Source organism: Kluyvera genomosp. 2, assembly GCF_036759865.1.
GTDB classification, from domain to species: Bacteria; Pseudomonadota; Gammaproteobacteria; order Enterobacterales; family Enterobacteriaceae; genus Kluyvera; species Kluyvera ascorbata_B.
Window position 1 is genome coordinate 13,395 of record NZ_JAPKIA010000025.1, and the last position, 24,318, is coordinate 37,712.

At 57.0% G+C, this 24,318-nt stretch carries 22 protein-coding genes and 1 riboswitch; of the genes, 9 read left to right on the forward strand and 13 right to left on the reverse strand.

Features of this window, described 5'->3' with window-relative positions; translation table 11 throughout:
* Positions 1-74 precede the first annotated feature (74 nt).
* Complete coding sequence (rpoC, locus tag V6942_RS21870; protein ID WP_333501798.1) at positions 75-4,298, forward strand: DNA-directed RNA polymerase subunit beta'; 4,224 nt, start codon at positions 75-77, stop codon at positions 4,296-4,298.
* A gap of 164 nt (positions 4,299-4,462) precedes the next feature.
* Here rpoC and V6942_RS21875 read toward each other — a convergent pair whose 3' ends face one another.
* The 10 genes from V6942_RS21875 to rsd all read right to left on the reverse strand — a co-directional run bounded on the left by V6942_RS21875 (position 4,463) and on the right by rsd (position 13,149).
* Positions 4,463-4,780: a PTS lactose/cellobiose transporter subunit IIA gene (locus V6942_RS21875; protein ID WP_035895909.1), complete on the reverse strand. Its 318-nt coding sequence runs from the start codon at positions 4,778-4,780 to the stop codon at positions 4,463-4,465.
* Between the two features lie 7 nt (positions 4,781-4,787).
* Positions 4,788-5,093 (reverse strand): PTS sugar transporter subunit IIB, encoded by a 306-nt coding sequence (locus V6942_RS21880; protein WP_064546542.1) that lies wholly within the window; start codon positions 5,091-5,093, stop codon positions 4,788-4,790.
* 188 nt (positions 5,094-5,281) lie between these two features.
* On the reverse strand, positions 5,282-6,823 hold the full coding sequence (locus tag V6942_RS21885) for a sensor domain-containing diguanylate cyclase (protein ID WP_333501803.1): 1,542 nt from the start codon (positions 6,821-6,823) through the stop codon (positions 5,282-5,284).
* Positions 6,824-7,057: 234 nt separating this feature from the next.
* Positions 7,058-8,188: a 2-iminoacetate synthase ThiH gene (gene thiH / locus V6942_RS21890; protein WP_106930763.1), complete on the reverse strand. Its 1,131-nt coding sequence runs from the start codon at positions 8,186-8,188 to the stop codon at positions 7,058-7,060.
* A complete protein-coding gene (thiG, locus tag V6942_RS21895; protein WP_057102429.1) occupies positions 8,185-8,955 on the reverse strand; it encodes a thiazole synthase in 771 nt (256 codons plus the stop codon). Before thiG ends, thiH begins: the two co-directional genes overlap by 4 nt.
* Position 8,956: 1 nt before the next feature.
* The gene (gene thiS / locus V6942_RS21900) at positions 8,957-9,157 is read right to left on the reverse strand and encodes a sulfur carrier protein ThiS (RefSeq protein ID WP_048214117.1); all 201 of its coding nucleotides are present in this window, start codon (positions 9,155-9,157) and stop codon (positions 8,957-8,959) included.
* Positions 9,138-9,896, reverse strand: coding sequence for a HesA/MoeB/ThiF family protein (locus V6942_RS21905; RefSeq protein ID WP_182929670.1), 759 nt, complete (start codon positions 9,894-9,896; stop codon positions 9,138-9,140). Before V6942_RS21905 ends, thiS begins: the two co-directional genes overlap by 20 nt.
* Positions 9,889-10,524, reverse strand: coding sequence for a thiamine phosphate synthase (gene thiE / locus V6942_RS21910; protein WP_333501799.1), 636 nt, complete (start codon positions 10,522-10,524; stop codon positions 9,889-9,891). The genes V6942_RS21905 and thiE overlap by 8 nt, the downstream gene beginning before the upstream one ends.
* Positions 10,524-12,422 (reverse strand): phosphomethylpyrimidine synthase ThiC, encoded by a 1,899-nt coding sequence (thiC, locus tag V6942_RS21915; RefSeq protein ID WP_182934533.1) that lies wholly within the window; start codon positions 12,420-12,422, stop codon positions 10,524-10,526. The genes thiE and thiC overlap by 1 nt, the downstream gene beginning before the upstream one ends.
* 81 nt (positions 12,423-12,503) lie before the next feature.
* Positions 12,504-12,613: riboswitch (TPP riboswitch) on the reverse strand.
* Between the two features lie 50 nt (positions 12,614-12,663).
* The gene (gene rsd / locus V6942_RS21920; RefSeq protein WP_106930757.1) at positions 12,664-13,149 is read right to left on the reverse strand and encodes a sigma D regulator; all 486 of its coding nucleotides are present in this window, start codon (positions 13,147-13,149) and stop codon (positions 12,664-12,666) included.
* A gap of 97 nt (positions 13,150-13,246) precedes the next feature.
* Here rsd and nudC point away from each other — a divergent pair, with 97 nt between their 5' ends.
* From nudC to V6942_RS21950, 6 genes are all read left to right on the forward strand, one after another.
* On the forward strand, positions 13,247-14,020 hold the full coding sequence (gene nudC / locus V6942_RS21925; protein WP_106930755.1) for an NAD(+) diphosphatase: 774 nt from the start codon (positions 13,247-13,249) through the stop codon (positions 14,018-14,020).
* A 40-nt stretch (positions 14,021-14,060) separates the two neighbouring features.
* Positions 14,061-15,125 carry a uroporphyrinogen decarboxylase gene (hemE, locus tag V6942_RS21930; RefSeq protein ID WP_106930753.1) on the forward strand — a complete coding sequence of 355 codons (1,065 nt, stop codon included), beginning with the start codon at positions 14,061-14,063 and terminating at the stop codon, positions 15,123-15,125.
* Positions 15,125-15,805 (forward strand): deoxyribonuclease V, encoded by a 681-nt coding sequence (gene nfi, locus V6942_RS21935; RefSeq protein WP_106930751.1) that lies wholly within the window; start codon positions 15,125-15,127, stop codon positions 15,803-15,805. The genes hemE and nfi overlap by 1 nt, the downstream gene beginning before the upstream one ends.
* Positions 15,806-15,838: 33 nt before the next feature.
* On the forward strand, positions 15,839-16,429 hold the full coding sequence (locus tag V6942_RS21940; protein ID WP_106930749.1) for a YjaG family protein: 591 nt from the start codon (positions 15,839-15,841) through the stop codon (positions 16,427-16,429).
* Between the two features lie 186 nt (positions 16,430-16,615).
* Positions 16,616-16,888 carry a nucleoid-associated protein HU-alpha gene (gene hupA / locus V6942_RS21945; protein WP_001044509.1) on the forward strand — a complete coding sequence of 91 codons (273 nt, stop codon included), beginning with the start codon at positions 16,616-16,618 and terminating at the stop codon, positions 16,886-16,888.
* A gap of 12 nt (positions 16,889-16,900) precedes the next feature.
* Positions 16,901-17,593, forward strand: a complete 693-nt coding sequence (locus V6942_RS21950) for a DUF1481 domain-containing protein (RefSeq protein ID WP_106930775.1) — start codon at positions 16,901-16,903, stop codon at positions 17,591-17,593.
* 3 nt (positions 17,594-17,596) lie between these two features.
* Here V6942_RS21950 and zraP read toward each other — a convergent pair whose 3' ends face one another.
* Entirely contained in the window at positions 17,597-18,043 is a 447-nt protein-coding gene (gene zraP / locus V6942_RS21955; RefSeq protein WP_106930747.1) for a zinc resistance sensor/chaperone ZraP, read from the reverse strand.
* Between the two features lie 249 nt (positions 18,044-18,292).
* On the opposite strand from zraP, the gene zraS reads away from it, so the two are divergent.
* Both zraS and zraR read left to right on the forward strand, forming a co-directional pair.
* Positions 18,293-19,672: a two-component system sensor histidine kinase ZraS gene (gene zraS / locus V6942_RS21960; RefSeq protein WP_333501800.1), complete on the forward strand. Its 1,380-nt coding sequence runs from the start codon at positions 18,293-18,295 to the stop codon at positions 19,670-19,672.
* Complete coding sequence (zraR, locus tag V6942_RS21965; protein ID WP_333501801.1) at positions 19,669-20,997, forward strand: sigma-54-dependent response regulator transcription factor ZraR; 1,329 nt, start codon at positions 19,669-19,671, stop codon at positions 20,995-20,997. Before zraS ends, zraR begins: the two co-directional genes overlap by 4 nt.
* Here the strand turns inward: zraR and purD are convergent.
* Both purD and purH read right to left on the reverse strand, forming a co-directional pair.
* The gene (gene purD / locus V6942_RS21970) at positions 20,994-22,283 is read right to left on the reverse strand and encodes a phosphoribosylamine--glycine ligase (protein WP_333501802.1); all 1,290 of its coding nucleotides are present in this window, start codon (positions 22,281-22,283) and stop codon (positions 20,994-20,996) included. The two genes, zraR and purD, sit on opposite strands and share 4 nt — an antisense overlap.
* A 15-nt stretch (positions 22,284-22,298) precedes the next feature.
* A complete protein-coding gene (gene purH, locus V6942_RS21975) occupies positions 22,299-23,888 on the reverse strand; it encodes a bifunctional phosphoribosylaminoimidazolecarboxamide formyltransferase/IMP cyclohydrolase (RefSeq protein ID WP_106930739.1) in 1,590 nt (529 codons plus the stop codon).
* Positions 23,889-24,318 lie beyond the last annotated feature (430 nt).

The following is a 24,318-nucleotide window of genomic DNA, read 5'->3' on the forward strand; positions in this document are numbered from 1 at the left end:
CTCGCTCAAACAGGTCACTGCTGCCGGGGTAACCCCCGGCAGTGGATTGTGCTAACTCCGACGGGAGCAAATCCGTGAAAGATTTATTAAAGTTTCTGAAAGCGCAGACTAAAACCGAAGAGTTTGATGCGATCAAAATTGCTCTGGCTTCGCCAGACATGATCCGTTCATGGTCTTTCGGTGAAGTTAAAAAGCCGGAAACCATCAACTACCGTACGTTCAAACCTGAGCGTGACGGCCTTTTCTGCGCCCGTATCTTTGGGCCGGTAAAAGATTACGAGTGCCTGTGCGGTAAGTACAAGCGCCTGAAACACCGCGGTGTGATCTGTGAGAAGTGCGGCGTTGAAGTGACCCAAACCAAAGTGCGTCGTGAGCGCATGGGCCACATCGAGCTGGCATGTCCGACTGCCCACATCTGGTTCCTGAAATCGCTGCCGTCCCGTATCGGTCTGCTGCTCGATATGCCACTGCGTGATATCGAACGCGTACTGTACTTCGAATCTTATGTGGTTATCGAAGGCGGTATGACCAACCTGGAACGTCAACAGATCCTGACTGAAGAGCAGTATCTGGACGCGCTGGAAGAGTTCGGTGACGAATTCGACGCGAAGATGGGTGCGGAAGCTATCCAGGCCCTGCTGAAAAGCATGGATCTGGAGCAAGAGTGTGAAACTCTGCGCGAAGAGCTGAACGAAACCAACTCCGAAACCAAGCGTAAAAAGCTGACCAAGCGTATCAAGCTGCTGGAAGCGTTCGTACAGTCTGGTAACAAACCAGAGTGGATGATCCTGACCGTTCTGCCGGTTCTGCCGCCAGATCTGCGTCCGCTGGTTCCGCTGGATGGTGGTCGTTTCGCAACGTCGGATCTGAACGATCTGTATCGTCGCGTCATTAACCGTAACAACCGTCTGAAACGTCTGCTGGATCTGGCTGCGCCGGACATCATCGTTCGCAACGAAAAACGTATGCTGCAGGAAGCGGTCGACGCCCTGCTGGATAACGGTCGTCGCGGTCGTGCGATCACCGGTTCTAACAAACGTCCTCTGAAATCTTTGGCCGACATGATCAAAGGTAAACAGGGTCGTTTCCGTCAGAACCTGCTCGGTAAGCGTGTTGACTACTCCGGTCGTTCTGTCATCACCGTAGGTCCATACCTGCGTCTGCATCAGTGCGGTCTGCCTAAGAAAATGGCACTGGAGCTGTTCAAACCATTCATCTACGGCAAACTGGAACTGCGTGGCCTGGCCACCACCATCAAAGCCGCGAAGAAAATGGTTGAGCGCGAAGAAGCTGTCGTTTGGGATATCCTGGACGAAGTGATCCGCGAACACCCGGTCATGCTGAACCGTGCACCAACACTGCACCGTCTGGGCATCCAGGCGTTTGAACCGGTACTGATCGAAGGTAAAGCTATCCAGCTGCACCCGCTGGTTTGTGCGGCATATAACGCCGACTTCGATGGTGACCAGATGGCTGTTCACGTACCGCTGACGCTGGAAGCCCAGCTGGAAGCGCGTGCGCTGATGATGTCTACCAACAACATCCTGTCTCCAGCGAACGGCGAGCCAATCATCGTTCCGTCTCAGGACGTGGTATTGGGTCTGTACTACATGACCCGTGACAAAATCAATGCCAAAGGCGAAGGCATGGTGCTGACTGGCCCGAAAGAAGCGGAACGTCTGTACCGCTCTGGCCAGGCTGAACTGCACGCTCGCGTTAAAGTTCGTATCACTGAATACGAAAAAGACGAGAACGGCGAGTTCGTAGCCAAAACCACGCTGAAAGACACTACCGTTGGTCGTGCCATTCTGTGGATGATCGTACCTAAAGGTCTGCCGTTCACTATCGTGAACCAGCCGCTGGGTAAAAAAGCGATCTCCAAAATGCTGAACACCTGTTACCGCATTCTGGGCCTGAAACCGACCGTTATCTTTGCTGACCAGACCATGTACACCGGCTTTGCGTATGCAGCCCGTTCTGGTGCGTCTGTTGGTATCGATGACATGGTTATCCCAGAGAAGAAATACGAGATCATCTCTGAAGCGGAAGCCGAAGTTGCTGAGATCCAGGAGCAGTTCCAGTCTGGTCTGGTTACCGCGGGCGAACGCTATAACAAAGTTATCGATATCTGGGCCGCGGCGAACGATCGTGTATCCAAAGCGATGATGGACAACCTGCAAACTGAAACCGTGATTAACCGTAACGGCGAAGAAGAGCAGCAGGTTTCCTTTAACAGCATCTACATGATGGCCGACTCCGGTGCGCGTGGTTCTGCAGCACAGATTCGTCAGCTGGCAGGTATGCGTGGTCTGATGGCGAAGCCGGATGGCTCCATCATCGAAACGCCAATCACCGCGAACTTCCGTGAAGGTCTGAACGTACTCCAGTACTTCATCTCCACCCACGGTGCGCGTAAAGGTCTGGCGGATACCGCACTGAAAACAGCGAACTCCGGTTATCTGACGCGTCGTCTGGTTGACGTGGCACAGGACCTGGTTGTTACTGAAGACGATTGCGGCACGCTGGAAGGCATCACCATGACCCCGGTTATCGAGGGTGGTGACGTTAAAGAGCCGCTGCGCGATCGCGTACTGGGTCGTGTAACCGCTGAAGACGTTCTGAAGCCGGGTACGGCGGATATCCTGGTTCCACGCAACACCCTGCTGAACGAACAGTGGTGTGACCTGCTGGAAACCAACTCCGTTGACTCCGTCAAAGTACGTTCCGTTGTATCCTGTGACACCGACTTTGGTGTATGTGCGCACTGCTACGGTCGTGACCTGGCGCGTGGCCACATCATCAACAAAGGTGAGGCTATCGGCGTTATCGCGGCACAGTCCATCGGTGAGCCGGGTACACAGCTGACGATGCGTACGTTCCACATCGGTGGTGCGGCATCTCGTGCGGCTGCTGAATCCAGCATCCAGGTGAAAAACAAAGGTAGCATTAAGCTCAGCAACGCGAAGTCGGTTGTGAACTCCAGCGGTAAACTGGTTATCACTTCCCGTAACACCGAGCTGAAGCTGATCGACGAATTCGGTCGTACCAAAGAGAGCTATAAAGTGCCTTACGGCTCTGTTATGGCGAAAGGTGATGGCGAACAGGTTGCCGGCGGCGAAACCGTTGCAAACTGGGATCCGCACACCATGCCGGTTATCACCGAAGTAAGCGGTTTTGTTCGCTTCACTGACATGATCGACGGCCAGACCATTACTCGTCAGACCGACGAGCTGACCGGCCTGTCTTCTCTGGTGGTTCTGGATTCTGCAGAGCGTACTGCCGGTGGTAAAGACCTGCGTCCGGCGCTGAAAATTGTTGATGCCCAGGGCAACGACGTTCTGATCCCAGGCACCGATATGCCTGCTCAGTACTTCCTGCCGGGCAAAGCGATTGTTCAGCTGGACGATGGCGTTCAGATCAGTTCTGGTGACACCCTGGCCCGTGTTCCGCAGGAATCCGGCGGTACCAAGGACATCACCGGTGGTCTGCCGCGCGTTGCCGACCTGTTCGAAGCACGTCGTCCGAAAGAGCCGGCAATCCTGGCTGAAATCAGCGGTATCATTTCCTTCGGTAAAGAAACCAAAGGTAAACGTCGTCTGGTTATCACCCCGGTAGACGGTAGCGATCCGTACGAAGAGATGATTCCGAAATGGCGTCAGCTCAACGTGTTCGAAGGTGAACGTGTAGAACGTGGTGACGTGGTTTCCGACGGTCCGGAAGCACCGCACGACATCCTGCGTCTGCGTGGCGTACATGCTGTAACTCGTTACATCGTTAACGAAGTGCAGGACGTATACCGTCTGCAAGGCGTTAAGATTAACGATAAGCACATCGAAGTTATCGTTCGTCAGATGCTGCGTAAAGCCACCATCGAAAGCGCGGGTAGCTCCGACTTCCTGGAAGGCGAGCAGGTTGAATACTCCCGCGTCAAGATCGCCAACCGCGAACTGGAAGCGAACGGCAAAGTGGGTGCAACCTTCTCCCGCGATCTGCTGGGTATTACCAAAGCGTCTCTGGCAACCGAGTCGTTCATCTCTGCGGCCTCGTTCCAGGAGACCACGCGTGTCCTGACCGAAGCAGCCGTTGCGGGCAAACGCGACGAACTGCGCGGCCTGAAAGAGAACGTTATCGTGGGTCGTCTGATCCCGGCCGGTACCGGTTATGCGTATCACCAGGATCGCATCCGTCGCCGCGCGGCGGGTGAAGCTTCTGTCGCGCCGCAGGTTAGCGCTGAAGAAGCGACCGCGAGCCTGGCAGAGCTGCTGAACGCAGGTCTGGGCGGTTCCGACAACGACTAATCGTTCACGCTAGTGCGATAAGTTGAAAAGGCCACTCTTCGGAGTGGCCTTTTTTATTGCTGCTCCGTAATTGCCGGATGGCGGCTTCGCCTTATCCGGCCTACAAATGCTACAAATGCAAAAGGCACCCTGGTGGGTGCCTTTTTTATTCCGTCATCGTGCGTTTAGCTCACCAGAGGAATACGGCGGTACAGTTCAATCATGTCGGTGGCCAGATCCTGGATAACCATCGCATTCATCAGGTGATCCTGAGAATGAACGGTAATCAGGTTAACCGGCAGCTTGCCCGTGCCTTCGTCGATGCCGATCAGCTGCGTCTGGATACCGTGTGCCAGCTTCACGAACTCGCGGGACTCTTCCATCGCTTTTTCTGCGCCTTCGAAGTCACCCTTACGCGCGAGCTGCAGCGCGGTTAATGCGGAGCTACGTGCGGCACCGGCGTTCACCAGCAGTTCCATGATGATTGATTCTAAATCTTCCACGTCTTCCTCACTCCATTAACTTAAGGGCTTTCTCAAGCACGACATCGCCTTTCATCATGCCGTAATCCATCATATCGATGACCGCGACTTTCTTGCCCAGCGGGTCGGCCAGCGCCTGTAGCTTAGCCTGCTCATACTTGACCTGTGGGCCGAGCAGAACGATGTCTGCCTCGTTGATATTCGCTTTGAATTCGGCCACCGGTACGGCTTTAATTGAGACTTCAACCCCTTTTTTCTGAGCTGCGTCCTTCATGCGTTGAACCAGCATGCTGGTGGACATACCTGCAGCGCAGCATAAAACGATATTCTTCATAATGCTCCCTCATGACCCGTGATTAACCATGTTTATCGCGAGCTGAAACGATCAACAACCGCTTTGCAGCGATTGTGTGTAAGGCATCACAAAGATTGTCGCAAAAGTCTGAAACCGGTTACATTTTTTAGCGTGGCGCAAAGACAAAAAAACCCGCGGCGCGGGTCTTTCGTTATCGAGGGGGAAAGTCAGGAGGTTGAGGTACGTTCGATGCGATTTTTCCCCTGGCGTTTGGCGCGATAAAGCGCTTCGTCAACGCTCGAGACCAGGTGATCCAACGTCTCCATATGCCATTCGCCCAGCCCGGCGCTGAAGGTGACATGCAGGCCTTCTTCACGCCATGACCGGTTAGCCACGTTCAACCGCCATAGCTCCAGCAGGGCGGCGGCTTCGGCAACGTGTTCGGCGGTGAAAATAACCGCAAACTCTTCGCCACCGTAGCGATACAACGATAGACCATGTGCCCGCAGGATAGCGATCCCTTCACGGGCGACGCTGCGCAGGACAATATCCCCGCTCAGATGACCCCAGGTATCGTTAATGGATTTGAAGTTATCGATATCGACCAGCGCGAGTGCGAACGACTGTCGCTCGTTCATCAGCTTAGCGATGTCGGTATCGAAGGCCCAGCGGTTCTTACAGCCGGTCAGCGAGTCGACGGTCGCCTGGCGCACGTAGGCCCGCTCGCGCGCTTTATTCGTCTCAATCGCTTTATGCAGCATCACCTCCAGGCCCGGCGCTCGTTGGGTATCACCTGTCTTGATGGCGTTAATGATATTCATCAGGATGCCGCGTGAGGCGTGCCGCAGGTACAGGCCGAAGGTAATGATAATCAGACCTGCCAGCGCGAAGCCCCACGAGATGATGATACTTTCATGCTGCGCCAGCATGCTGAGGGTATGGCCGGAAACTTTATAGATCACAAACCAGTCAGGGTTGGTGAAGGAATAGTAGTAATACCAGGTACGACTGGGTTTATCGAACACTTCTCCTTCGCCAGCGGTCATGCCGTTAAGCAGTTGTTCAGACACGACCGTCTGGAACAGCTTGCCGCTGTCCGGATGCAGCAGCGCCTGTCCCTGGCGGTTGACGATGAAGAACTCGCCTTGCACCGGCGAGCGCATCTGCCGCAGCGTATGGCTCATGGCGGTGAGATCAAAGTGGAACGCCAGCGTGCCTTTTAGTTTGCCGTCGGTCGAAATAACCGGTTTTGCCAGCGTCACGGTCTGTTGCTGCGTGAAGAAATCGGTGTAGGGCTGGGTATAGCGGCTGAAGATCCCGACATCGCCCTGATGCACGAACCACGGGCGGGTTGAGGCATCAAAAACCGGCGCATTCGGGCGCTCAATCGCCTGCGGTGCGCGCAGGTAATGGCCTTGCGTATCGGCGATCGACAGCGAAGAGACGGTGGGCATCATGGACAGCAGCTGCATCATGGATTGCAGCCCTTGCTCGGGGTCGATATTGACGAGTCTGTTCAGCTCATCATTACGGGCTAAAAAGGTTGTCGCACGCCCCAGAATATAATCGTTTTCATGCAGAATGGATTCCGTGTAATTGACCGCAAGGTTATGGGTGAAATTGCGGTTAATACTGTGATAATCACGAATAATATCATTGCGTTGAATGATAGTGACCAGCGTGGCAATAATCACAAAGCACAGGATAATGCCGGCAAAACTGATAAAAATAGGCGCTGTAAACGACAGCCGCCTGCTGTGAGAACTCATCATGGTTTCCATTCCCGGAGTGAATTGCAGAAAACCAGAGAGAGCAGGTACCGCAATCGTATACACATATTTATGACTCAATAATTATACTTTATCGATGTAAACATGAGTATTTAATCTATATGTATAGATTAAATTGCTAGTAAATACCGTTTTTTATGAAATATTCGTTTGTTAGGATTGGGTGAAGGGCGGCGCTTGAAGCACGTCGCCCTGAATCAGTGTAGCTCACTTTTAGCGCGGTGCGCTTCGTCCGAGCCAACTGTCCCAGTCTTTCCATACCGGCTGTAGCCCGCGCGCGGTTAACGCGTTGGCGACTTCGGCAGGGGTTCTGGCATCGTGCGGCGAGAACTGTTCCAGTTCCGGGCGATCGTCGGCGTAGCCGCCGGGCTGGGTTTTGGAAAAGGCGCTGACGTTATTGATGGCTAGCGGGATCACGCGGTCACGGAACCAGGGAGACTCGCGGGTGGACAGCGATAGTTCGGTATCCGGTGAGAACAGACGAAAGGCGCAAATCGTCTGTACCAGCTGCCGTTCATCCATCAGCGATGCCGGCTCGATGCCGCCCGCGCAGGGCCGCAGACGCGGGAAGGAGATTGAATAGCGGCTTTTCCAGTAGCGCTGCTGAAGCCACATCAGGTGCTCGGCGACCATAAAACAGTCGACCCGCCAGCTGTCAGACAGGCCTATCAGCGCACCGAGGCCAATTTTATCCATGCCTGCCTGGCCCAAACGGTCCGGCGTATCGAGACGCCAGAAAAAGTCCTGCTTTTTGCCTTTCAGGTGATGCTGAGCGTACATTCCTTCGTGATAGGTCTCCTGATAAACCATCACGCCATCCAGCCCCAGCGCCTTCAGCTCGGCGTATTCCTCGGTCGCCAGCGGCTGAACTTCCATGTGCAGTGACGCAAACTGTCGGCGAATAGCCGGAAGGTGGCGGCGAAAATAGTCCATCCCGACTTTTGCCTGATGTTCACCGGTGACCAGCAGCAGATGCTCAAAACCCAGCTCACGGATGGCCGTGCACTCCCGAGCAATTTCTGCGTTATCCAGCGTTTTACGCTTGATACGGTTGCTCATTGAGAAACCGCAGTAGGTGCAGTCGTTGGCGCAGAGATTTGAGAGATACAGCGGAACGTAAAAGCTCACGGTGTTGCCAAAGCGCTGACGGGTGAGCTTCTGCGCCCGCTGTGCCAGCGGCTCCAGATAGTCGGCGGCGGCAGGCGAGAGCAGCGCCATCAAATCATCGCGGCTAAGCTGCGAAGCGTTGAGGGCGCGTTCCACGTCAGCGGCGGTTTTCCCGTTGATACGCAGGCGGATGTCGTCCCACTCCAGCTGTCGCCAGCGGTCGGTGAAGGTATTCATGCCAGTGCCTCCAGAAATCCCGTCAACGGGCTGGTGGCCTGCGCGAGCGAGCTTTTGCTGCCGGGGACGGCCTGGCGCGCCAGAAGGCCCGCTTCAACCGCCAGACGGAAAGCGGTGGCCATCATCACCGGATCGTCCGCCACGGCAATCGCCGTGTTGACCAGCACCGCGTCGGCGCCCATTTCCAGCGCCTGCGTGGCGTGGCTGGGGACGCCGATGCCTGCATCAACGACCACCGGCACGGTCGCCTGTTGGATAATAATCTCCAGCATCGCTTTGGTTTCCAGCCCCTGGTTGGAGCCGATAGGCGCGCCGAGCGGCATCACCGCCGCGCAGCCCACGTCTTCCAGCCGCTTGCACAGTACCGGATCCGCGCCGCAGTAGGGCAGCACCACAAAGCCCTGTTTCACCAGCGCTTCGGCAGCTTTTAGCGTTTCAATCGGATCCGGCAATAGCCAGCGGGCATCCGGGTGGATTTCTAATTTCAGCCAGTTTGTGCCCAGCGCTTCACGCGCCAGTTGGGCGGCGAAAATCGCCTCTTCAGCGGTTTTCGCTCCGGAGGTGTTAGGCAGCAGCGTCACGCCCGCGTCGATAAGCGGGGCCAGAATGGCATCGTTATGCTGGCGCAAATCCACGCGCTTCATCGCCAGCGTCACCAGCTGGCTGCCGGAGGCGCGAATCGCCTCGACCATCAGCTGCGATGAGGCAAATTTTCCGGTACCGGTGAACAGATGTGAATCAAACGTTTTGTCGGCAATACGTAACATATCAACCCCCTGCAATAACCTGAAAAAGCAGGATCTGGTCGCCTTCCTGCACGATGTGCTGCTGCCACTGCTCGCGCGGCAGGATCTGCTGATTGAGCGCCAGCGCCGCGCCCGGTTTGAGCTGATTAAGCTCGGTGAGCAGCCCGCTGACGGTTTGTCCCTCGGCGCACTGCATCGGCTCATCATTGAACTGAATCTGCATGTTGCCCTCCGCATACCGGGCAGCCATTGGCCCGACGCAGCGCAAGGCTGCGCCACTGGCTGGTTTTACCGTCAAACAGGCGTAACTCGCCGCTGGGCGTCGCAATGCCGCTAAGCAGTTTGATGGCTTCCAGCGCCTGCAAGGTGCCCATCACGCCGACAACCGGGCCGACGATACCGGCGGTACGGCAGTTGCGCTCAGGTTCGACATCATCCGGCCACAGGCAGCGGTAACAACCTTGTTCCCACGGTGGCGTGAGCACCATCAACTGGCCGCCGAAACCGACGGCGCTGGCGGTCACCAAAGGCGTATTCAGCGACACGCAGGCGGCATTAATTTCCTGACGCGTGGCCATGTTGTCGGTACAGTCGAGCACCACGTCGGCCCGCTCGACAGCGTGCCGCAGCGCATCGCCCGTCAGCCGCTGCTCAAGGACGACCAGCTCGCTGTCCGGGTTAAGACGCGCCAGATGGCATTCCGCCGCCAGCGCTTTCGGGCGAGCAATGTCGTCGGTGGTGAACAATATTTGCCGTTGCAGATTGCTCAGATGAACGTCGTCATCGTCCGCCAGCGTCAGCGTGCCGACGCCCGCTCCCGCCAGATACAGCGCGGCAGGCGAGCCTAATCCGCCCAGACCGACAATCAGTACATGGCTGTCGAGCAGCTTTTGTTGGCCCTCAATAGCGATATCGCCGAGCAGGATCTGCCGGCTGTAACGCATAAAGTCGCGGTCATTCATCGCCGACTCCCGCTATGTCGAGCAGCTGCGCTGTGGCTGCCTGCCAGTCAGCCGCCTGGGTAATGGCGCTGACCACGGCAATGCTGCCGACGCCGGTTGCCAGCACTGCGGGCGCACGTTCCAGGCTGATGCCGCCAATGGCGACGGTCGGGTAATCTGCCAGTCGGTTAATATGGCTTGCCAGCTGCGTCAGCCCCTGCGGGGCGGAAGGCATCTGCTTGGTTTGCGTGGGGAAGACGTGGCCGAGTGCGATATAAGAAGGCTTAGCCGCCAGCGCGACGTCGATCTCCATATCATCGTGAGTGGAGACACCCAGGCGCAGCCCCGCCGCCTGAATCGCCGTCAGATCGGTGGTTTCAAGATCTTCCTGGCCCAGATGCACGCCGTAAGCGTTGTGCTTAATCGCCAGCCGCCAGTAGTCGTTGATAAACAGACGGGCGTCATAGCGACGCCCCAGTTCAATGGCGGCCATGACGTCGGCTTCGACCTCTTCATCACGCTTATCTTTAATGCGCAGTTGGATCGTGCGCACGCCCGCCTGCAGCAGGCGTTCAATCCACGCCACGCTGTCCACCACCGGGTAAAGCCCGAGGCGGAACGGCACGGTCGGGAAATCAGGCTGGTACATTATGCCTCCTCTTTTTTGAGGTAGATTTCACCGCCTTTGGCGCGGAAGTTCTCCGACATATCTGCCATTCCCACTTCAATAGTCTGCGCGGCGGCGTAGTCGCGTACTTCCTGGCTGATTTTCATTGAGCAGAACTTCGGCCCGCACATTGAGCAGAAATGGGCGACTTTGCCGGACTCCTGCGGCAGGGTTTCATCGTGATAAGCGCGGGCAGTGAACGGGTCGAGCGCGAGGTTAAACTGGTCTTCCCAGCGGAATTCGAAGCGCGCTTTCGACATCGCGTTGTCGCGGATCTGCGCACCCGGGTGCCCCTTCGCCAGGTCGGCGGCGTGGGCGGCAATCTTGTAGGTAATCAGCCCTTGCTTCACGTCTTCTTTGTTCGGCAGGCCGAGGTGCTCTTTTGGCGTCACGTAGCACAGCATCGCGCAGCCAAACCAGCCGATCATCGCCGCGCCAATGCCGGAGGTGAAGTGGTCATAGCCCGGCGCGATATCTGTCGTCAACGGCCCTAAGGTGTAGAACGGCGCTTCGTGGCAGCTCTCCAGCTCTTCGGTCATGTTGCGTTGGATCATATGCATCGGCACATGCCCTGGGCCTTCAATCATCACCTGCACGTCGTATTCCCAGGCGATTTTGGTCAGCTCGCCCAGCGTATGCAGTTCGGAGAACTGCGCTTCGTCGTTGGCATCCTGAATCGAACCCGGGCGCAGGCCGTCACCGAGAGAGAGCGAGACGTCGTAGGCGGCGCAGATTTCACAAATTTCGCGGAAATGTTCAAACAGGAAGTTTTCTTTGTGATGCGAGAGGCACCATTTCGCCATAATTGAACCGCCGCGCGAGACAATTCCGGTCAGGCGTTTAGCGGTCATCGGCACGTAGCGCAGCAGTACGCCGGCATGGATAGTGAAGTAGTCGACGCCCTGTTCGGCCTGTTCCAGCAACGTATCGCGGAACGCTTCCCAGGTGAGATCTTCGGCGATCCCGTTGACCTTCTCCAACGCCTGGTAGATCGGTACGGTGCCGATCGGCACCGGGCTGTTACGCAGGATCCACTCGCGGGTTTCGTGAATATAGCGACCGGTGGAGAGGTCCATCACCGTATCTGCGCCCCAGCGGGTCGACCACACCAGTTTTTCGACCTCTTCTTCGATAGAGGAAGTGACCGCCGAGTTACCGATGTTGGCATTCACCTTCACCAGGAAGTTGCGGCCGATGATCATCGGCTCGGATTCCGGGTGGTTGATGTTGGCGGGAATAATCGCCCGGCCCGCAGCGACTTCATCACGCACGAATTCCGGGGTGATATTTTCCGGTAGACGAGCGCCAAAGTTCATCCCCGGATGCTGGTGGCGCAGTACTTCACTACGAATACGCTCGCGGCCCATGTTTTCACGGATGGCGATAAACTCCATCTCCGGCGTGACGATCCCCTGACGGGCGTAGTGCAACTGGGTCACGCGCTTTCCGGCTTTGGCGCGCTTTGGCGTCAGCAGGCCGCTGAAACGCAGCCCGTCCAGGCCATCGTCGGCCAGGCGCTCTTTGGTGTAAGCGGAGCTGCGGTCGTCTAATTCTTCGCTGTCGTTACGCGCCGCAATCCACGGCTGGCGCAGTTTCGCCAGGCCCTGCTGGACGTTAATCGCCACGTCAGGATCGCCATACGGCCCGGAGGTGTCGTACACCGGCACGGCTTCGTTGTCTTCAAATTGCGGGTTGTCTTTGCTGCCGCCAATCAGCGTCGGGCTCAGCTGGATTTCGCGCATCGGAATGCGGATATCCGGCTGCGAACCGGTAATATAAATGCGTTTTGAGTTAGGGAAGGCGGTCCCTTCCAGGGTATCGATAAAGTGTTGGGCTTGCGCGCGCTGTTCGCGGCGTGATGGTTTAGTAGTGGCAGACATAGCTCATTCCAAAAAAGTAAGGACGTGGCTTGTCAGACGACGGATGAAGCAAGAGAGGCGATCGCCCAGGGGCGATACGGTTGTAGATTGACTCTTGTTCCCTTCGCAGGTCTTAACCTGATCAGGTTCCGCGGATCCCGAATTAACGGTCTCAGCCCGTGCTTGCGCACTGGGCACTCCGACAAGAAGTAACCTCAGATGAGAGGTAATGAATGTAAACTACTCGTTAATGCAGTAAATCTCAAGCCGGGCGTTTCATTTCGCCCCCGTCGAGCGCATTAAACGTCAGCATGATGAGCTGATCTTCCAGTAAAAAACGTGCCTCCAGCGCTTCGCCAATATCAGACAGCGCCTGCTGGAAGGCATAAACGTTATCCTGGTCGATGGCGTTTTCCAGCGTGGAATCGTAGTAGTCCATAATTTGCTGGGTGTTAGCATCCAGCAGCGGCCAGATTTTTCCGGCGTTTAAAAGCGGACTCTCGCCTTCCATTTTATGGATAATGCGTTCATAAATACTGAAATGACCGGCAGAAAGGTAATCGACCAGACGCTGACAAAAGTCATCCAGCGCTTTCTCGTTAAGACGCATGAACGATTCTTTGCCAGGCTTAAGGCCAACCAGATTGTAGTAAGCCACGAGCAGGTGCTTACGAATATTCAGCCAGCGGTCGACCAGTCTATGGTGTCCTTTTACACGCTCTGTCAGGCTCTCTAACTGGTTTAACATAGGTTGACTCCCGCATCGGTAAGTGAAAATCTGCTCACGTCAATATGTAAATATTATGTTAATAACATGCCTGTGAAGCAAAGGTAGCGCAAGAGATATGGATCGTATAATTGAAAAATCGGATCGCGGCTGGTGGATCGTTAGTCACGAACAAAAATTATGGCTGCCGGCAGGCGAATTACCATATGGCGAAGCGGTAAATTTCGATCTTGTGGGTCAGCGCGCACTGCGGATTGGTGAATGGCAAGGGGAGCCGGTCTGGCTGGTTCAGCAGGCGCGCCGTCATGATATGGGGTCGGTTCGCCAGGTGCTCGATCAGGACGTTGGGCTGTTCCAGCTGGCCGGGCGCGGCGTGCAGCTGGCGGAGTTTTACCGCTCGCATAAATTCTGCGGCTACTGCGGCCACACGATGCACCCAAGTAAAACGGAATGGGCGATGCTGTGCAGCCACTGCCGCGAACGCTACTACCCGCAAATCGCCCCCTGCATTATTGTTGCTATTCGTCGCGATGATTCCATTCTGCTGGCCCAGCACGTTCGCCATCGCAACGGCGTGCATACCGTGCTGGCCGGTTTTGTTGAAGTGGGCGAAACCTTAGAGCAGGCGGTTGCGCGTGAAGTGATGGAAGAGAGCGGCATCACGGTGAAAAACCTACGCTACATTACCTCGCAGCCGTGGCCGTTCCCGCAGTCGCTGATGACGGCGTTTATGGCGGAATACGACAGCGGCGACATCGTCATCGACCCGAAAGAGCTGCTCAATGCCAACTGGTATCGCTATGACGACCTTCCGCTTTTACCGCCGCCGGGCACCGTGGCGCGTCGGCTGATTGAAGATACGGTGGCAATGTGTCGGGCCGACTACGACTGACATGTTACAATGGGCGCATCAACGCTAAAGGAATGTAAAAATGACCGAACTGAAGAACGATCGTTATCTGCGTGCGCTGCTGCGCCAGCCCGTTGATGTGACCCCGGTATGGATGATGCGCCAGGCGGGCCGCTATTTACCGGAGTACAAAGCTACGCGCGCGCAGGCAGGGGACTTTATGTCGCTGTGTAAAAACGCAGAGCTGGCCTGCGAGGTAACGCTGCAGCCGCTGCGCCGCTTCCCGCTGGATGCGGCGATCCTCTTCTCGGATATTCTGACCATTCCCGATGCAATGGGGCTGGGGCTGTACTTCGAAGCCGGGGAAGGTCCGCGCTTTACCTCACCCATCACCCGCAAAGCTGATGTGGAAAAGCTGCCGATTCCGGATCCGGAGGGTGAGCTGGGCTACGTCATGAACGCGGTGCGCACCATCCGCCGTGAGCTGAAGGGTGAAGTCCCGCTGATCGGCTTTTCCGGCAGCCCGTGGACGCTGGCGACCTACATGGTGGAAGGCGGTAGCAGCAAAGCCTTCACCGTGATTAAAAAGATGATGTATGCCGATCCGCAGGCGCTGCATCTGCTGCTGGATAAGCTGGCGCAGAGCGTCACGCTGTACCTGAACGCGCAGATCAAAGCTGGCGCGCAGTCGGTGATGATTTTTGACACCTGGGGCGGGGTGTTGACCGGCCGCGATTATCAGCAGTTCTCTCTGTACTACATGCACAAAATTGTCGATGGCTTACTGCGTGAAAACGACGGCCGCCGCGTGCCGGTGACGCTGTTCACCAAGGGCGGCGGTCAGTGGCTGGAAGCGATGGCGGAAACCGGCTGTGACGCACTGGGCCTCGACTGGACGACCGATATCGCCGATGCGCGTCGCCGCGTAGGCCACAAAGTGGCGCTGCAGGGCAATATGGACCCGTCTATGCTGTATGCGCCAGCGGCGCGCATTGAAGAAGAAGTGGCGACGATTCTGGCCGGTTTTGGTCAAGGCGAAGGCCACGTCTTCAATCTGGGCCACGGCATTCATCAGGACGTGCCGCCGGAACACGCGGGCGTCTTTGTTGAAGCGGTGCACCGTCTGTCGGCGCCGTATCATCGCTAATGGATCTCGCCTCGCTGCGCGCGCAGCAGCTTGAACTGGCCTCTTCAGCGATCCGTGAGGATCGCCTGCAAAACGATCCGCCAGATCTGATCGGCGGGGCGGACGTGGGCTTTGAGCAGGGCGGCGAAGTGACGCGGGCCGCGATGGTTTTGCTGAAATACCCTTCGCTGGAGCTGGTTGAATACCAGGTGGCGCGTATCGCCACGACCATGCCTTACATTCCAGGCTTTCTCTCCTTTCGTGAAACTCCCGCGTTGATGGCCGCCTGGCAGCAGCTCTCGCACAAGCCCGATCTGCTGTTCGTTGACGGTCACGGCATCTCTCACCCGCGCCGTCTGGGCGTCGCCAGCCATTTTGGCCTGCTGGTGGATGTGCCGACGATTGGCGTGGCGAAGAAACGCTTGTGCGGCCAGTTTGAGCCGCTCGCTGCCGAACCCGGAGCGTTAGCGCCGTTGCTGGATAAAGGCGAACAGCTGGCATGGGTCTGGCGCAGCAAAGCGCGCTGTAACCCGTTGTTTATCTCCACGGGCCACCGCGTGAGTCTGGATAGCGCGCTGGCGTGGGTACAACGCTGCATGAACGGCTATCGCCTGCCGGAACCTACGCGCTGGGCAGATGCGGTGGCATCTGAACGCCCGGCTTTTACGCGGCTTGCAGCAAAAATGCCCCATATCGGGTAAACTGCGTCTAATTTCCGTATTTGAGAGCTCATCATGTTACAAAACCCGATTCATCTGCGTCTGGAGAAGCTGGAAAGCTGGCAGCACGTCACCTTTATGGCTTGCCTGTGCGAACGCATGTACCCGAACTACGCCATGTTCTGCAAAGAGTCGGAATTTGGTGAGCCACAGCTGTACCGCCGCATTCTCGATCTCATCTGGGAAACCCTGACGGTCAAAGACGCGAAGGTAAACTTCGACAGCCAGCTTGAAAAGCTGGAAGAGGCGATTCCGGCGGCAGACGACTACGACATGTACGGCGTCTATCCGGCGATCGATGCCTGTGTTGCATTGAGCGAATTAATACATTCGCGTCTGAGCGGTGAAACGCTCGAACATGCGATTGAAGTCAGTAAGAGTTCGATTACCACCGTCGCCATGCTGGAAATGACCCAGGCCGGTCGCGAAATGACCGATGAAGAGCTGCGTTTGAACCCCGCTGTAGAGCAGGAATGGGACATTCAGTGGGAGATTTTCCGCCTTTTGGCCGAATGTGAAGAACGCGATATTGAACTGATTAAAGGGCTGCGCGCAGACCTCCGAGAGGCCGCTGAAAGCAATATTGGTATAATTTTTCAGCAATGAGACAATAAAACGTGATTTACCGCCTGAATTGTCACGCCTGAAGGCTTCACATCTGCCCCCCGTCTGGTCTACATTTGGAGGGCGAAAAAAAGTGGCTATCGGTGCGTGTATGCAGGAGAGTGCTTTTCTGGCATTTTCGTCGCACTCGATGCTTAGCAAGCGATAAACACATTGTAAGGATAACTTATGAACAAGACTCAACTGATTGATGTAATTGCGGACAAGGCTGAACTGTCTAAAACCCAGGCTAAAGCTGCTCTGGAATCCACCCTGGCTGCTATTACTGAGTCTCTGAAAGAAGGCGATGCTGTACAACTGGTTGGTTTCGGTACCTTCAAAGTGAACCACCGCGCTGAGCGTACTGGCCGCAACCCGCAGACCGGTAAAGAAATCAAAATCGCTGCAGCTAACGTGCCGGCATTTGTTTCTGGCAAAGCACTGAAAGACGCTGTTAAGTAAGACTGCGTGGCAGTGAACAGTTTTAAAGAAGGGGCGGTTTCGCCCCTTTCGTTCATCTGGCGCCGTTTTGCGGGGCTTGCGGGTGTCTTATTGCTGACCGCCTGTAGCCACAACAGTGCGCTGCCTCCCTTTACCGCTAGCGGCTATGCGGATACCCAGGGCGCGGTGCGCATCTGGCGTAAAGATAGCGGCGGCGAAACGCACCTGCTTGCCGCATTTAGCCCGTGGCACAGTGGCAGCACCTCAACCAGCGAGTACCGTTGGCAGAACGACATGCTGCAGCTGATTGAACTGAACATCTACGGCAAACCTGCCGAACATATTCGCGCCCGCTTCGACCGTAACGGCGAACTGAGCTTTATGCAGCGTGAAGTCGACGGGCAGAAGCAGCAGCTCTCCAGCGACCAGGTGGCGCTCTATCGCTATCGCGCCGAACAGATCCGCCAGACCAGCGACGCGCTGCGGCTGGGGAAAGTGGTGCTGCGTCAGGGACGTTGGCACGCCGATTTATCGGTAACGACCTGCGAAGGCGAGACGGTAAAACCCGACTTCGATGCCCGCGCGTTAGGGCATATTGCCAGCCGTCAGAGCCGCTCTTCCGCCGAGGTCAGCATCGCCTGGCTGGAAGCCCCGGAAGGCTCCCAGCTGCTGTTGGTGGCGAATGAAGACTACTGTACCTGGCAGCCGACAGAAAAAAGCTTCTGAGCCTTACCCGCGGTGCATGCCACCCCTATGCCCGCCGCCGCTGTACCCGCCGCCCCGGCAGCCATCGCCTGCGCCGCCGTGGCGGGGAATACCGGCCTGTGCCATCGCAACATCAAACTTCACCCGCTGCTGATCCAGCTTCTGGCTTAAGCCTTCCATCTCCTGCGCGACCGCTTCAATTTTCGCGCTATCGGGTTTCTCTGCCGTCAGCAGCGCGTTGTACTCATAGCGCTTTGAGGTCAACTGCTGGCGCAGCGCGCTGGTCTGGTTGTAGAAATCGTTGTGCAGCTTCTGGGCGGTCGCCTGCTGCGCATCGGTTAGTTGACTGTAGCCACCGCCGTTGCCGGCATTATTGTTCCAGTGATGGGGGCCCGCGAGCGCCGCGCCGCTGGTGAAGGTCAGTGCGGCAAAAGCGAAGAGTGCAAAAGCCAGATTCTTGTTCCGTTTCATGGTGAATTCTCCTGTAGTGTGGTCATCTTAGTCATTGCATCTTCTGTGCCAGCTTGTCATCGCCCGCACACTGCGGCGCGGGCCTCGATGGCTTGCGATCGGCGAGTAAAAATGACCCGCATTGTGTATCCAGGCGAGTCATTTTTACCCGTTTAACTCGCCCATTTGTGCGCGCGGGCCGGGCTGCTGGCGCGGAAAGATGGCATGATTTCTGCTGAGGGATAGCAACGCAAAAACCAAGGAAGCCCCATGAACCCAATACGATTATCCAGGGATACGATTGCTACGGGCCTGAGCTGGCTGCTGACCGGCGTGATTGTGCTGGTGGTATGTCTGTTCTCCGCGCTGATCGTGCGTGACTATGGCCGCGAGAACGCCGCCGCCCAGCAAACGCTGCTGGAAAAAGGCAGCGTGCTGATTCGTGCGCTGGAGTCCGGCACCCGCGTTGGCATGGGAATGCGTATGCATCACGCCCAACTACAGGCCATGCTGGAGGAGATGGCCTGGCAGCCTGGGGTGCTGTGGTTTGCCGTTGTCGACGAGCAGGGGAAGGTGATGGCCCATAGCGATCCCGAGCAGGTGGGGAAAATTCGCTATACCCCGGATGAGATGCGCGCGCTGCAGGCGGGTGAGCAGACACGCTGGCGACGCATTGCGGCGCCGGAGCCCGCGCTGGAAATTTATCGCCAGTTTCGCCCGCTCGATCCGGCCCGTGGCCATCATATGCGCATGATGACGCGCCGGGAGTCGGCCGAAGTGCCGCAGATTATTTTTATCGCTTTTGATGCCCGCGAGCTCGACGCCGAGCGCGCGCGCGGGCTGCGTAATATGGTCGTGATGCTGTGCGCCGCCGCGCTGGTGATGCTGGCGACGCTTCTTGCCCGCTTCTGGTTTCGTCGTTATCAGCGTTCGCAGCGGCTGCTACAGGACGCCACCCACCGTCGAGAAAAGCTGGTGGCGCTGGGGCATCTGGCGGCCGGGGTCGCGCATGAAATTCGTAACCCGCTTTCATCCATTAAAGGGTTAGCGAAGTATTTTGCCGAGCGAACCCCGGCAGGCGGCGAGTCGCACGAGCTGGCGCAGGTGATGGCGAAAGAGGCCGATCGCCTGAATCGGGTGGTGAGCGAGCTGCTGGAGCTGGTGAAGCCTGCACATTTAAAATGGCAGCCAGTGGATTTAAATGAAGTGGTTGCCCATTCGCTTCAGCTGGTCAGCCAGGATGCGCTAAGCCGGGCGGTAACGCTGAATTTTAGCGCTCAACCTGGCTTGTGCCGTATTCAGGCCGACCCGGACAGGCTCAACCAGGTGCTGCTGAACCTTTATCTTAACGCCATTCAGTCCATTGGCCGCGATGGCTCGATTACGGTAGCGCTCAGCGAGGCGGGCGACGGGCGGGTGATGTTGAGCGTCACGGACAGCGGCAAAGGGATGATGGAAGAACAAAAACAGGCCATTTTCACACCATACTTCACGACCAAAGCCGACGGTACCGGGCTCGGGCTGGCGGTGGTACAGAATATTGTTGAGCAACACGGCGGAACGATTCAGGTGACGAGCGCGCCAGGCAAGGGCGCGACGTTTACCCTCTACCTGCCGGCCAACGGGCAACAAAAGGATGAACAAGGATGACGGCAGAGAATGTGACGATTCTGGTGGTTGATGACGACACCAGTCACTGCACAATCTTACAGGCGCTGCTGCGGGGCTGGGGATATGAAGTGTCGCTGGCCCATAACGGGCGACAGGCGTTGGAACAGGTACGCGAGCGGGTGTTCGATCTGGTGCTCTGCGACATCCGCATGGCGGAAATGGACGGCATTGAAACGCTGAAAGAGATTAAAGCCTACAACCCGTCGATTCCGGTGCTGATCATGACCGCCTACTCTAGCGTGGGGACAGCGGTTGAGGCGCTCAAGTCCGGTGCGCTGGATTACCTGGTGAAACCGCTCGATTTCGATAGCCTGCAGCAGACGCTGGTAGCGGCTTTAGCACACACACGCCAGCCGGAAAGCGCGGCGGTGGAATCTGCGCCGCAGTCTGGCATGGTGGGCGATAGCCCGGCCATGCGGGCGCTGTTACACAATATTGCGCTGGTGGCGCCGTCGGATGCGACGGTGCTCATTCACGGCGAATCGGGCACCGGTAAAGAGCTGGTGGCGCGCGCGCTGCATGCCCTCAGCCTGCGCGGCGATAAGCCGCTGGTGACGCTGAACTGCGCGGCGCTCAATGAGTCGCTGCTGGAATCGGAACTGTTTGGCCACGAGAAGGGCGCATTTACCGGTGCCGATAAACGCCGGGAAGGGCGTTTTGTCGAAGCCGACGGTGGCACGCTGTTTCTTGATGAGATTGGCGATATTTCGCCGCTGATGCAGGTGCGCCTGCTGCGGGCTATCCAGGAGCGTGAGGTGCAGCGCGTTGGCAGCAATCAGACCCTTTCCGTCGATGTACGGCTGATTGCCGCTACCCATCGAGACCTGGCTGAAGAGGTGAATGCCGGGCGCTTTCGCCAGGATCTCTACTACCGCCTGAACGTGGTCGCCATCGAGATGCCGCCGCTGCGCCAGCGCCGTGAGGATATTCCTCAGCTGGCACATCATTTTCTGCGGCGCTACGGCGAACGAAACCGTAAGTCGGTACAGGGCTTTACCCCGCAGGCGATGGATTTGCTGATTCACTATGACTGGCCGGGAAATATCCGCGAGCTGGAAAACGCGGTGGAGCGGGCGGTTGTGCTGCTGACGGGAGAGTATATTTCTGAGCGCGAGCTGCCGCTGGCGATTGTCGGGACGCCGGTTCCGGCATGCTCATCGGCTGATGACGTCATTCAGCCGCTGGTGGAAGTTGAAAAAGAGGTGATTCTGGCGGCGCTAGAAAAAACGGGCGGCAATAAAACCGAAGCCGCCCGTCAGTTAGGTATTACGCGCAAAACGCTGCTGGCTAAGCTCAGCCGTTAGTTTTGCTCACGTTCGATGGCGCGCCAGCCGATGTCGTTACGGCTGAAGCTGCCGTCCCAGCGGATGTCGGTCATCAGGGCGTAGGCGCGTTTCTGCGCTTCCGCCACGGTGTTGCCCAGCGCGGTGGCGCACAGCACGCGACCGCCGTTGGTCAGCACGCGATCGTCAGCAGACAGTTTGGTACCCGCGTGGAACACTTTACCGTCAGCGATGTCTTCCAGCGGCAGACCGCGGATCTCATCGCCGGTATTGTAATTACCCGGATAACCTCCGGCGGCAATGACCACGCCCAGCGAGGCGCGTTCGTCCCACTCGGAGGTTTTCTCATCCAGCTTGCCGTCACAGGCGGCGAGGCACAGCTCCACCAGATCGGACTTCATGCGCAGCATGATCGGCTGGGTTTCCGGATCGCCGAAGCGGCAGTTAAACTCGATAACCTTCGGGTTGCCCTGCTTGTCGATCATCAGGCCCGCGTACAGGAAACCGGTATAGGTGTTACCTTCCGCCGCCATGCCTTTCACCGTTGGCCAGATGATGCGTTCCATGGTGCGCTGGTGGACTTCGTCAGTCACTACCGGAGCAGGGGAGTAGGCACCCATCCCACCGGTGTTCGGGCCGGTATCGCCATTGCCCACGCGCTTGTGGTCCTGGCTGGTGGCCATCGGCAGCACGTGCTCACCGTCGACCATGACAATAAAGCTCGCTTCTTCACCGTCGAGGAACTCTTCAATCACGATGCGGTGGCCCGCGTCGCCAAACGCGTTACCGGCCAGCATGTCATGAACCGCGGCTTCGGCTTCCTCCAGCGTCATCGCCACGATAACGCCTTTCCCGGCGGCCAGGCCGTCGGCTTTGATAACGATCGGCGCGCCTTTCTCGCGTAGGTAAGCCAGCGCAGGTTCGATTTCGGTGAAGTTCTGGTACTCCGCCGTTGGGATCTGGTGGCGCGCGAGGAAATCTTTGGTGAAGGCTTTGGAGCCTTCCAGCTGCGCGGCGCCTTCGGTTGGCCCGAAGATTTTCAGACCGGCAGCGCGGAAGGCATCAACCACGCCAATCACCAGCGGCGCTTCCGGGCCAACGATGGTCAGATCGATCTTCTCGTTCTGGGCAAAGGCCAGCAGCGCTGGAATATCGGTTACGCCGATGGCCACGTTTTGCAGCGTGGGTTCCAGCGCGGTGCCCGCATTGCCCGGGGCGACAAATACCGTTTCGACTTTTGGCGACTGCGCCGCTTTCCACGCCAGGGCGTGCTCGCGCCCGCCGTTGCCAATCACTAATACTTTCATCGTCTGCTCCGTAGATTAATGGCGGAAGTGGCGCATGTCGGTAAATACCATCGCAATGCCGTGTTCATTGGCGGCGGCAATCACTTCGTCATCGCGAATAGAACCACCCGGCTGGATAACGCAGGTCACACCGGCAGCAGCAGCGGCATCAATCCCGTCGCGGAACGGGAAGAAAGCGTCGGAAGCCATAGAAGAACCTTTCACTTCCAGGCCTTCGTCGGCCGCTTTGATCCCGGCGATTTTCGCGGAGTAAACGCGGCTCATCTGGCCTGCGCCAATACCGATGGTCATATTGCCTTTGGCATAAACGATGGCGTTGGATTTCACGAACTTCGCCACTTTCCAGCAGAACAGCGCATCGCGCAGCTCCTGCTCGGTCGGCTGGCGTTTGGTCACTACGCGCAGTTCAGCTTCGCTCACCATACCCAGGTCACGGTCCTGAACCAGCAGGCCGCCGTTCACGCGCTTGAAGTCCAGGCCCGGAACGCGCTGCGCCCATTGGCCGCAGACCAGCACGCGAACGTTCTGCTTGGCAGCGGTAATGTTCAGTGCTTCTTCGGTGGCGGATGGCGCGATGATCACTTCCACGAACTGGCGGGAGATAATCGCCTGCGCGGTTTCAGCATCCAGCTCGCGGTTAAAGGCGATGATGCCGCCGAACGCGGAGGTCGGGTCGGTTTTGTAGGCACGGTCGTAAGCGTCGAGAATAGAGGTACTTACTGCTACGCCACACGGGTTAGCGTGCTTAACGATCACACAGGCTGGCTCGTTGAATTCTTTCACGCACTCCAGCGCCGCATCGGTATCGGCGATGTTGTTGTAGGAAAGTGCTTTGCCCTGTACCTGCTGCGCGGTGGCAACGGAGGCTTCTTTAACATTCTCTTCTATATAGAAGGCAGCCTGCTGGTGGCTGTTCTCGCCGTAGCGCATATCCTGCTTCTTAATGAAGTTCAGGTTCAGCGTACGTGGGAAGCGACCGGCAGCTTCTTTGCTTTCACCGTGGTAAGCCGGAACCATGCTGCCGAAGTAGTTGGCAATCATGCTGTCGTAAGCGGCGGTGTGTTCGAAGGCTTTAATCGCGAGATCGAAACGGGTGTCGAGGGTCAGAGAACCGTCGTTGGCATCCATCTCTTTAATAATGGCGTCGTAGTCGCTGCTCTTCACAACGATAGCTACATCTTTATGATTCTTCGCGGCGGAGCGCACCATGGTCGGGCCGCCGATATCGATGTTCTCTACTGCATCTTCCAGCGAGCAGCCTTCGCGTGCGACGGTCTCGGCGAACGGATACAGGTTAACGACAACCATATCGATAGGAGCAATGTGGTGTTGTTCCATAATGGCATCATCCTGGCCGCGACGACCGAGGATGCCGCCGTGGACCTTTGGATGCAGGGTCTTCACGCGTCCATCCATCATTTCCGGGAAACCGGTGTAATCGGAAACTTCGGTTACCGGCAGACCTTTCTCTGCTAACAGGCGCGCAGTGCCACCTGTAGACAGCAGCTCCACACCACGTGCGGAAAGTGCCTGGGCGAATTCGATGATACCGGCCTTGTCAGAAACACTGAGCAGAGCGCGGCGGACTGGACGACGTTGTTGCATGGTAAATCCCCTGGATTTGACTATTACAGAGAGCGTTAGGTGAATTCTTGGCTAAAAACTCAGCTAACGCCCCTTACGGGGCATCCTTGTTTTGCGGGGGCATTGTAACGAAAACGTTTGCGCAACGCTCGCGAATTTTTCTCTTTACCTCAATTCCATTATTTCATCTCTATAGATGAGGGATAAAACCAGGTGACTCTCGAAAGAGATCCTTATTTTTGTGGATAACTCTGTGTGTAAATGGGTATAAGGCGGGGTTCTGCTGTGGAATGCAGCAGTCAGTCATTTTTCTGCAATTTAAGGGTTGCGGCCTCAGGGAAACTCCCTATAATGCGCCTCCATCGACACGGCGGATGTGAATCACTTCACAGCAACTAGCCGGTTCGGTTGAAGAGAAAAAATCCTGAAAATCAGGGTTGACTCTGAAAGA

Coding starts and splice junctions, on each gene's coding strand:
- V6942_RS21880 (WP_064546542.1), bottom strand. CDS start 5,093: ATGAAGAATATCGTTTTATGCTGCGCTGCAGGTATGTCCACCAGCATG.
- V6942_RS21885 (WP_333501803.1), bottom strand. CDS start 6,823: ATGAGTTCTCACAGCAGGCGGCTGTCGTTTACAGCGCCTATTTTTATC.
- thiH (WP_106930763.1), bottom strand. CDS start 8,188: ATGAATACCTTCACCGACCGCTGGCGACAGCTGGAGTGGGACGACATC.
- thiG (WP_057102429.1), bottom strand. CDS start 8,955: ATGTTACGTATTGCCGACAAAACGTTTGATTCACATCTGTTCACCGGT.
- thiS (WP_048214117.1), bottom strand. CDS start 9,157: ATGCAGATTCAGTTCAATGATGAGCCGATGCAGTGCGCCGAGGGACAA.
- V6942_RS21905 (WP_182929670.1), bottom strand. CDS start 9,896: ATGAATGACCGCGACTTTATGCGTTACAGCCGGCAGATCCTGCTCGGC.
- thiE (WP_333501799.1), bottom strand. CDS start 10,524: ATGTACCAGCCTGATTTCCCGACCGTGCCGTTCCGCCTCGGGCTTTAC.
- thiC (WP_182934533.1), bottom strand. CDS start 12,422: ATGTCTGCCACTACTAAACCATCACGCCGCGAACAGCGCGCGCAAGCC.
- rsd (WP_106930757.1), bottom strand. CDS start 13,149: ATGTTAAACCAGTTAGAGAGCCTGACAGAGCGTGTAAAAGGACACCAT.
- nudC (WP_106930755.1), top strand. CDS start 13,247: ATGGATCGTATAATTGAAAAATCGGATCGCGGCTGGTGGATCGTTAGT.
- hemE (WP_106930753.1), top strand. CDS start 14,061: ATGACCGAACTGAAGAACGATCGTTATCTGCGTGCGCTGCTGCGCCAG.
- nfi (WP_106930751.1), top strand. CDS start 15,125: ATGGATCTCGCCTCGCTGCGCGCGCAGCAGCTTGAACTGGCCTCTTCA.
- V6942_RS21940 (WP_106930749.1), top strand. CDS start 15,839: ATGTTACAAAACCCGATTCATCTGCGTCTGGAGAAGCTGGAAAGCTGG.
- hupA (WP_001044509.1), top strand. CDS start 16,616: ATGAACAAGACTCAACTGATTGATGTAATTGCGGACAAGGCTGAACTG.
- zraP (WP_106930747.1), bottom strand. CDS start 18,043: ATGAAACGGAACAAGAATCTGGCTTTTGCACTCTTCGCTTTTGCCGCA.
- zraS (WP_333501800.1), top strand. CDS start 18,293: ATGAACCCAATACGATTATCCAGGGATACGATTGCTACGGGCCTGAGC.
- zraR (WP_333501801.1), top strand. CDS start 19,669: ATGACGGCAGAGAATGTGACGATTCTGGTGGTTGATGACGACACCAGT.
- purD (WP_333501802.1), bottom strand. CDS start 22,283: ATGAAAGTATTAGTGATTGGCAACGGCGGGCGCGAGCACGCCCTGGCG.
- purH (WP_106930739.1), bottom strand. CDS start 23,888: ATGCAACAACGTCGTCCAGTCCGCCGCGCTCTGCTCAGTGTTTCTGAC.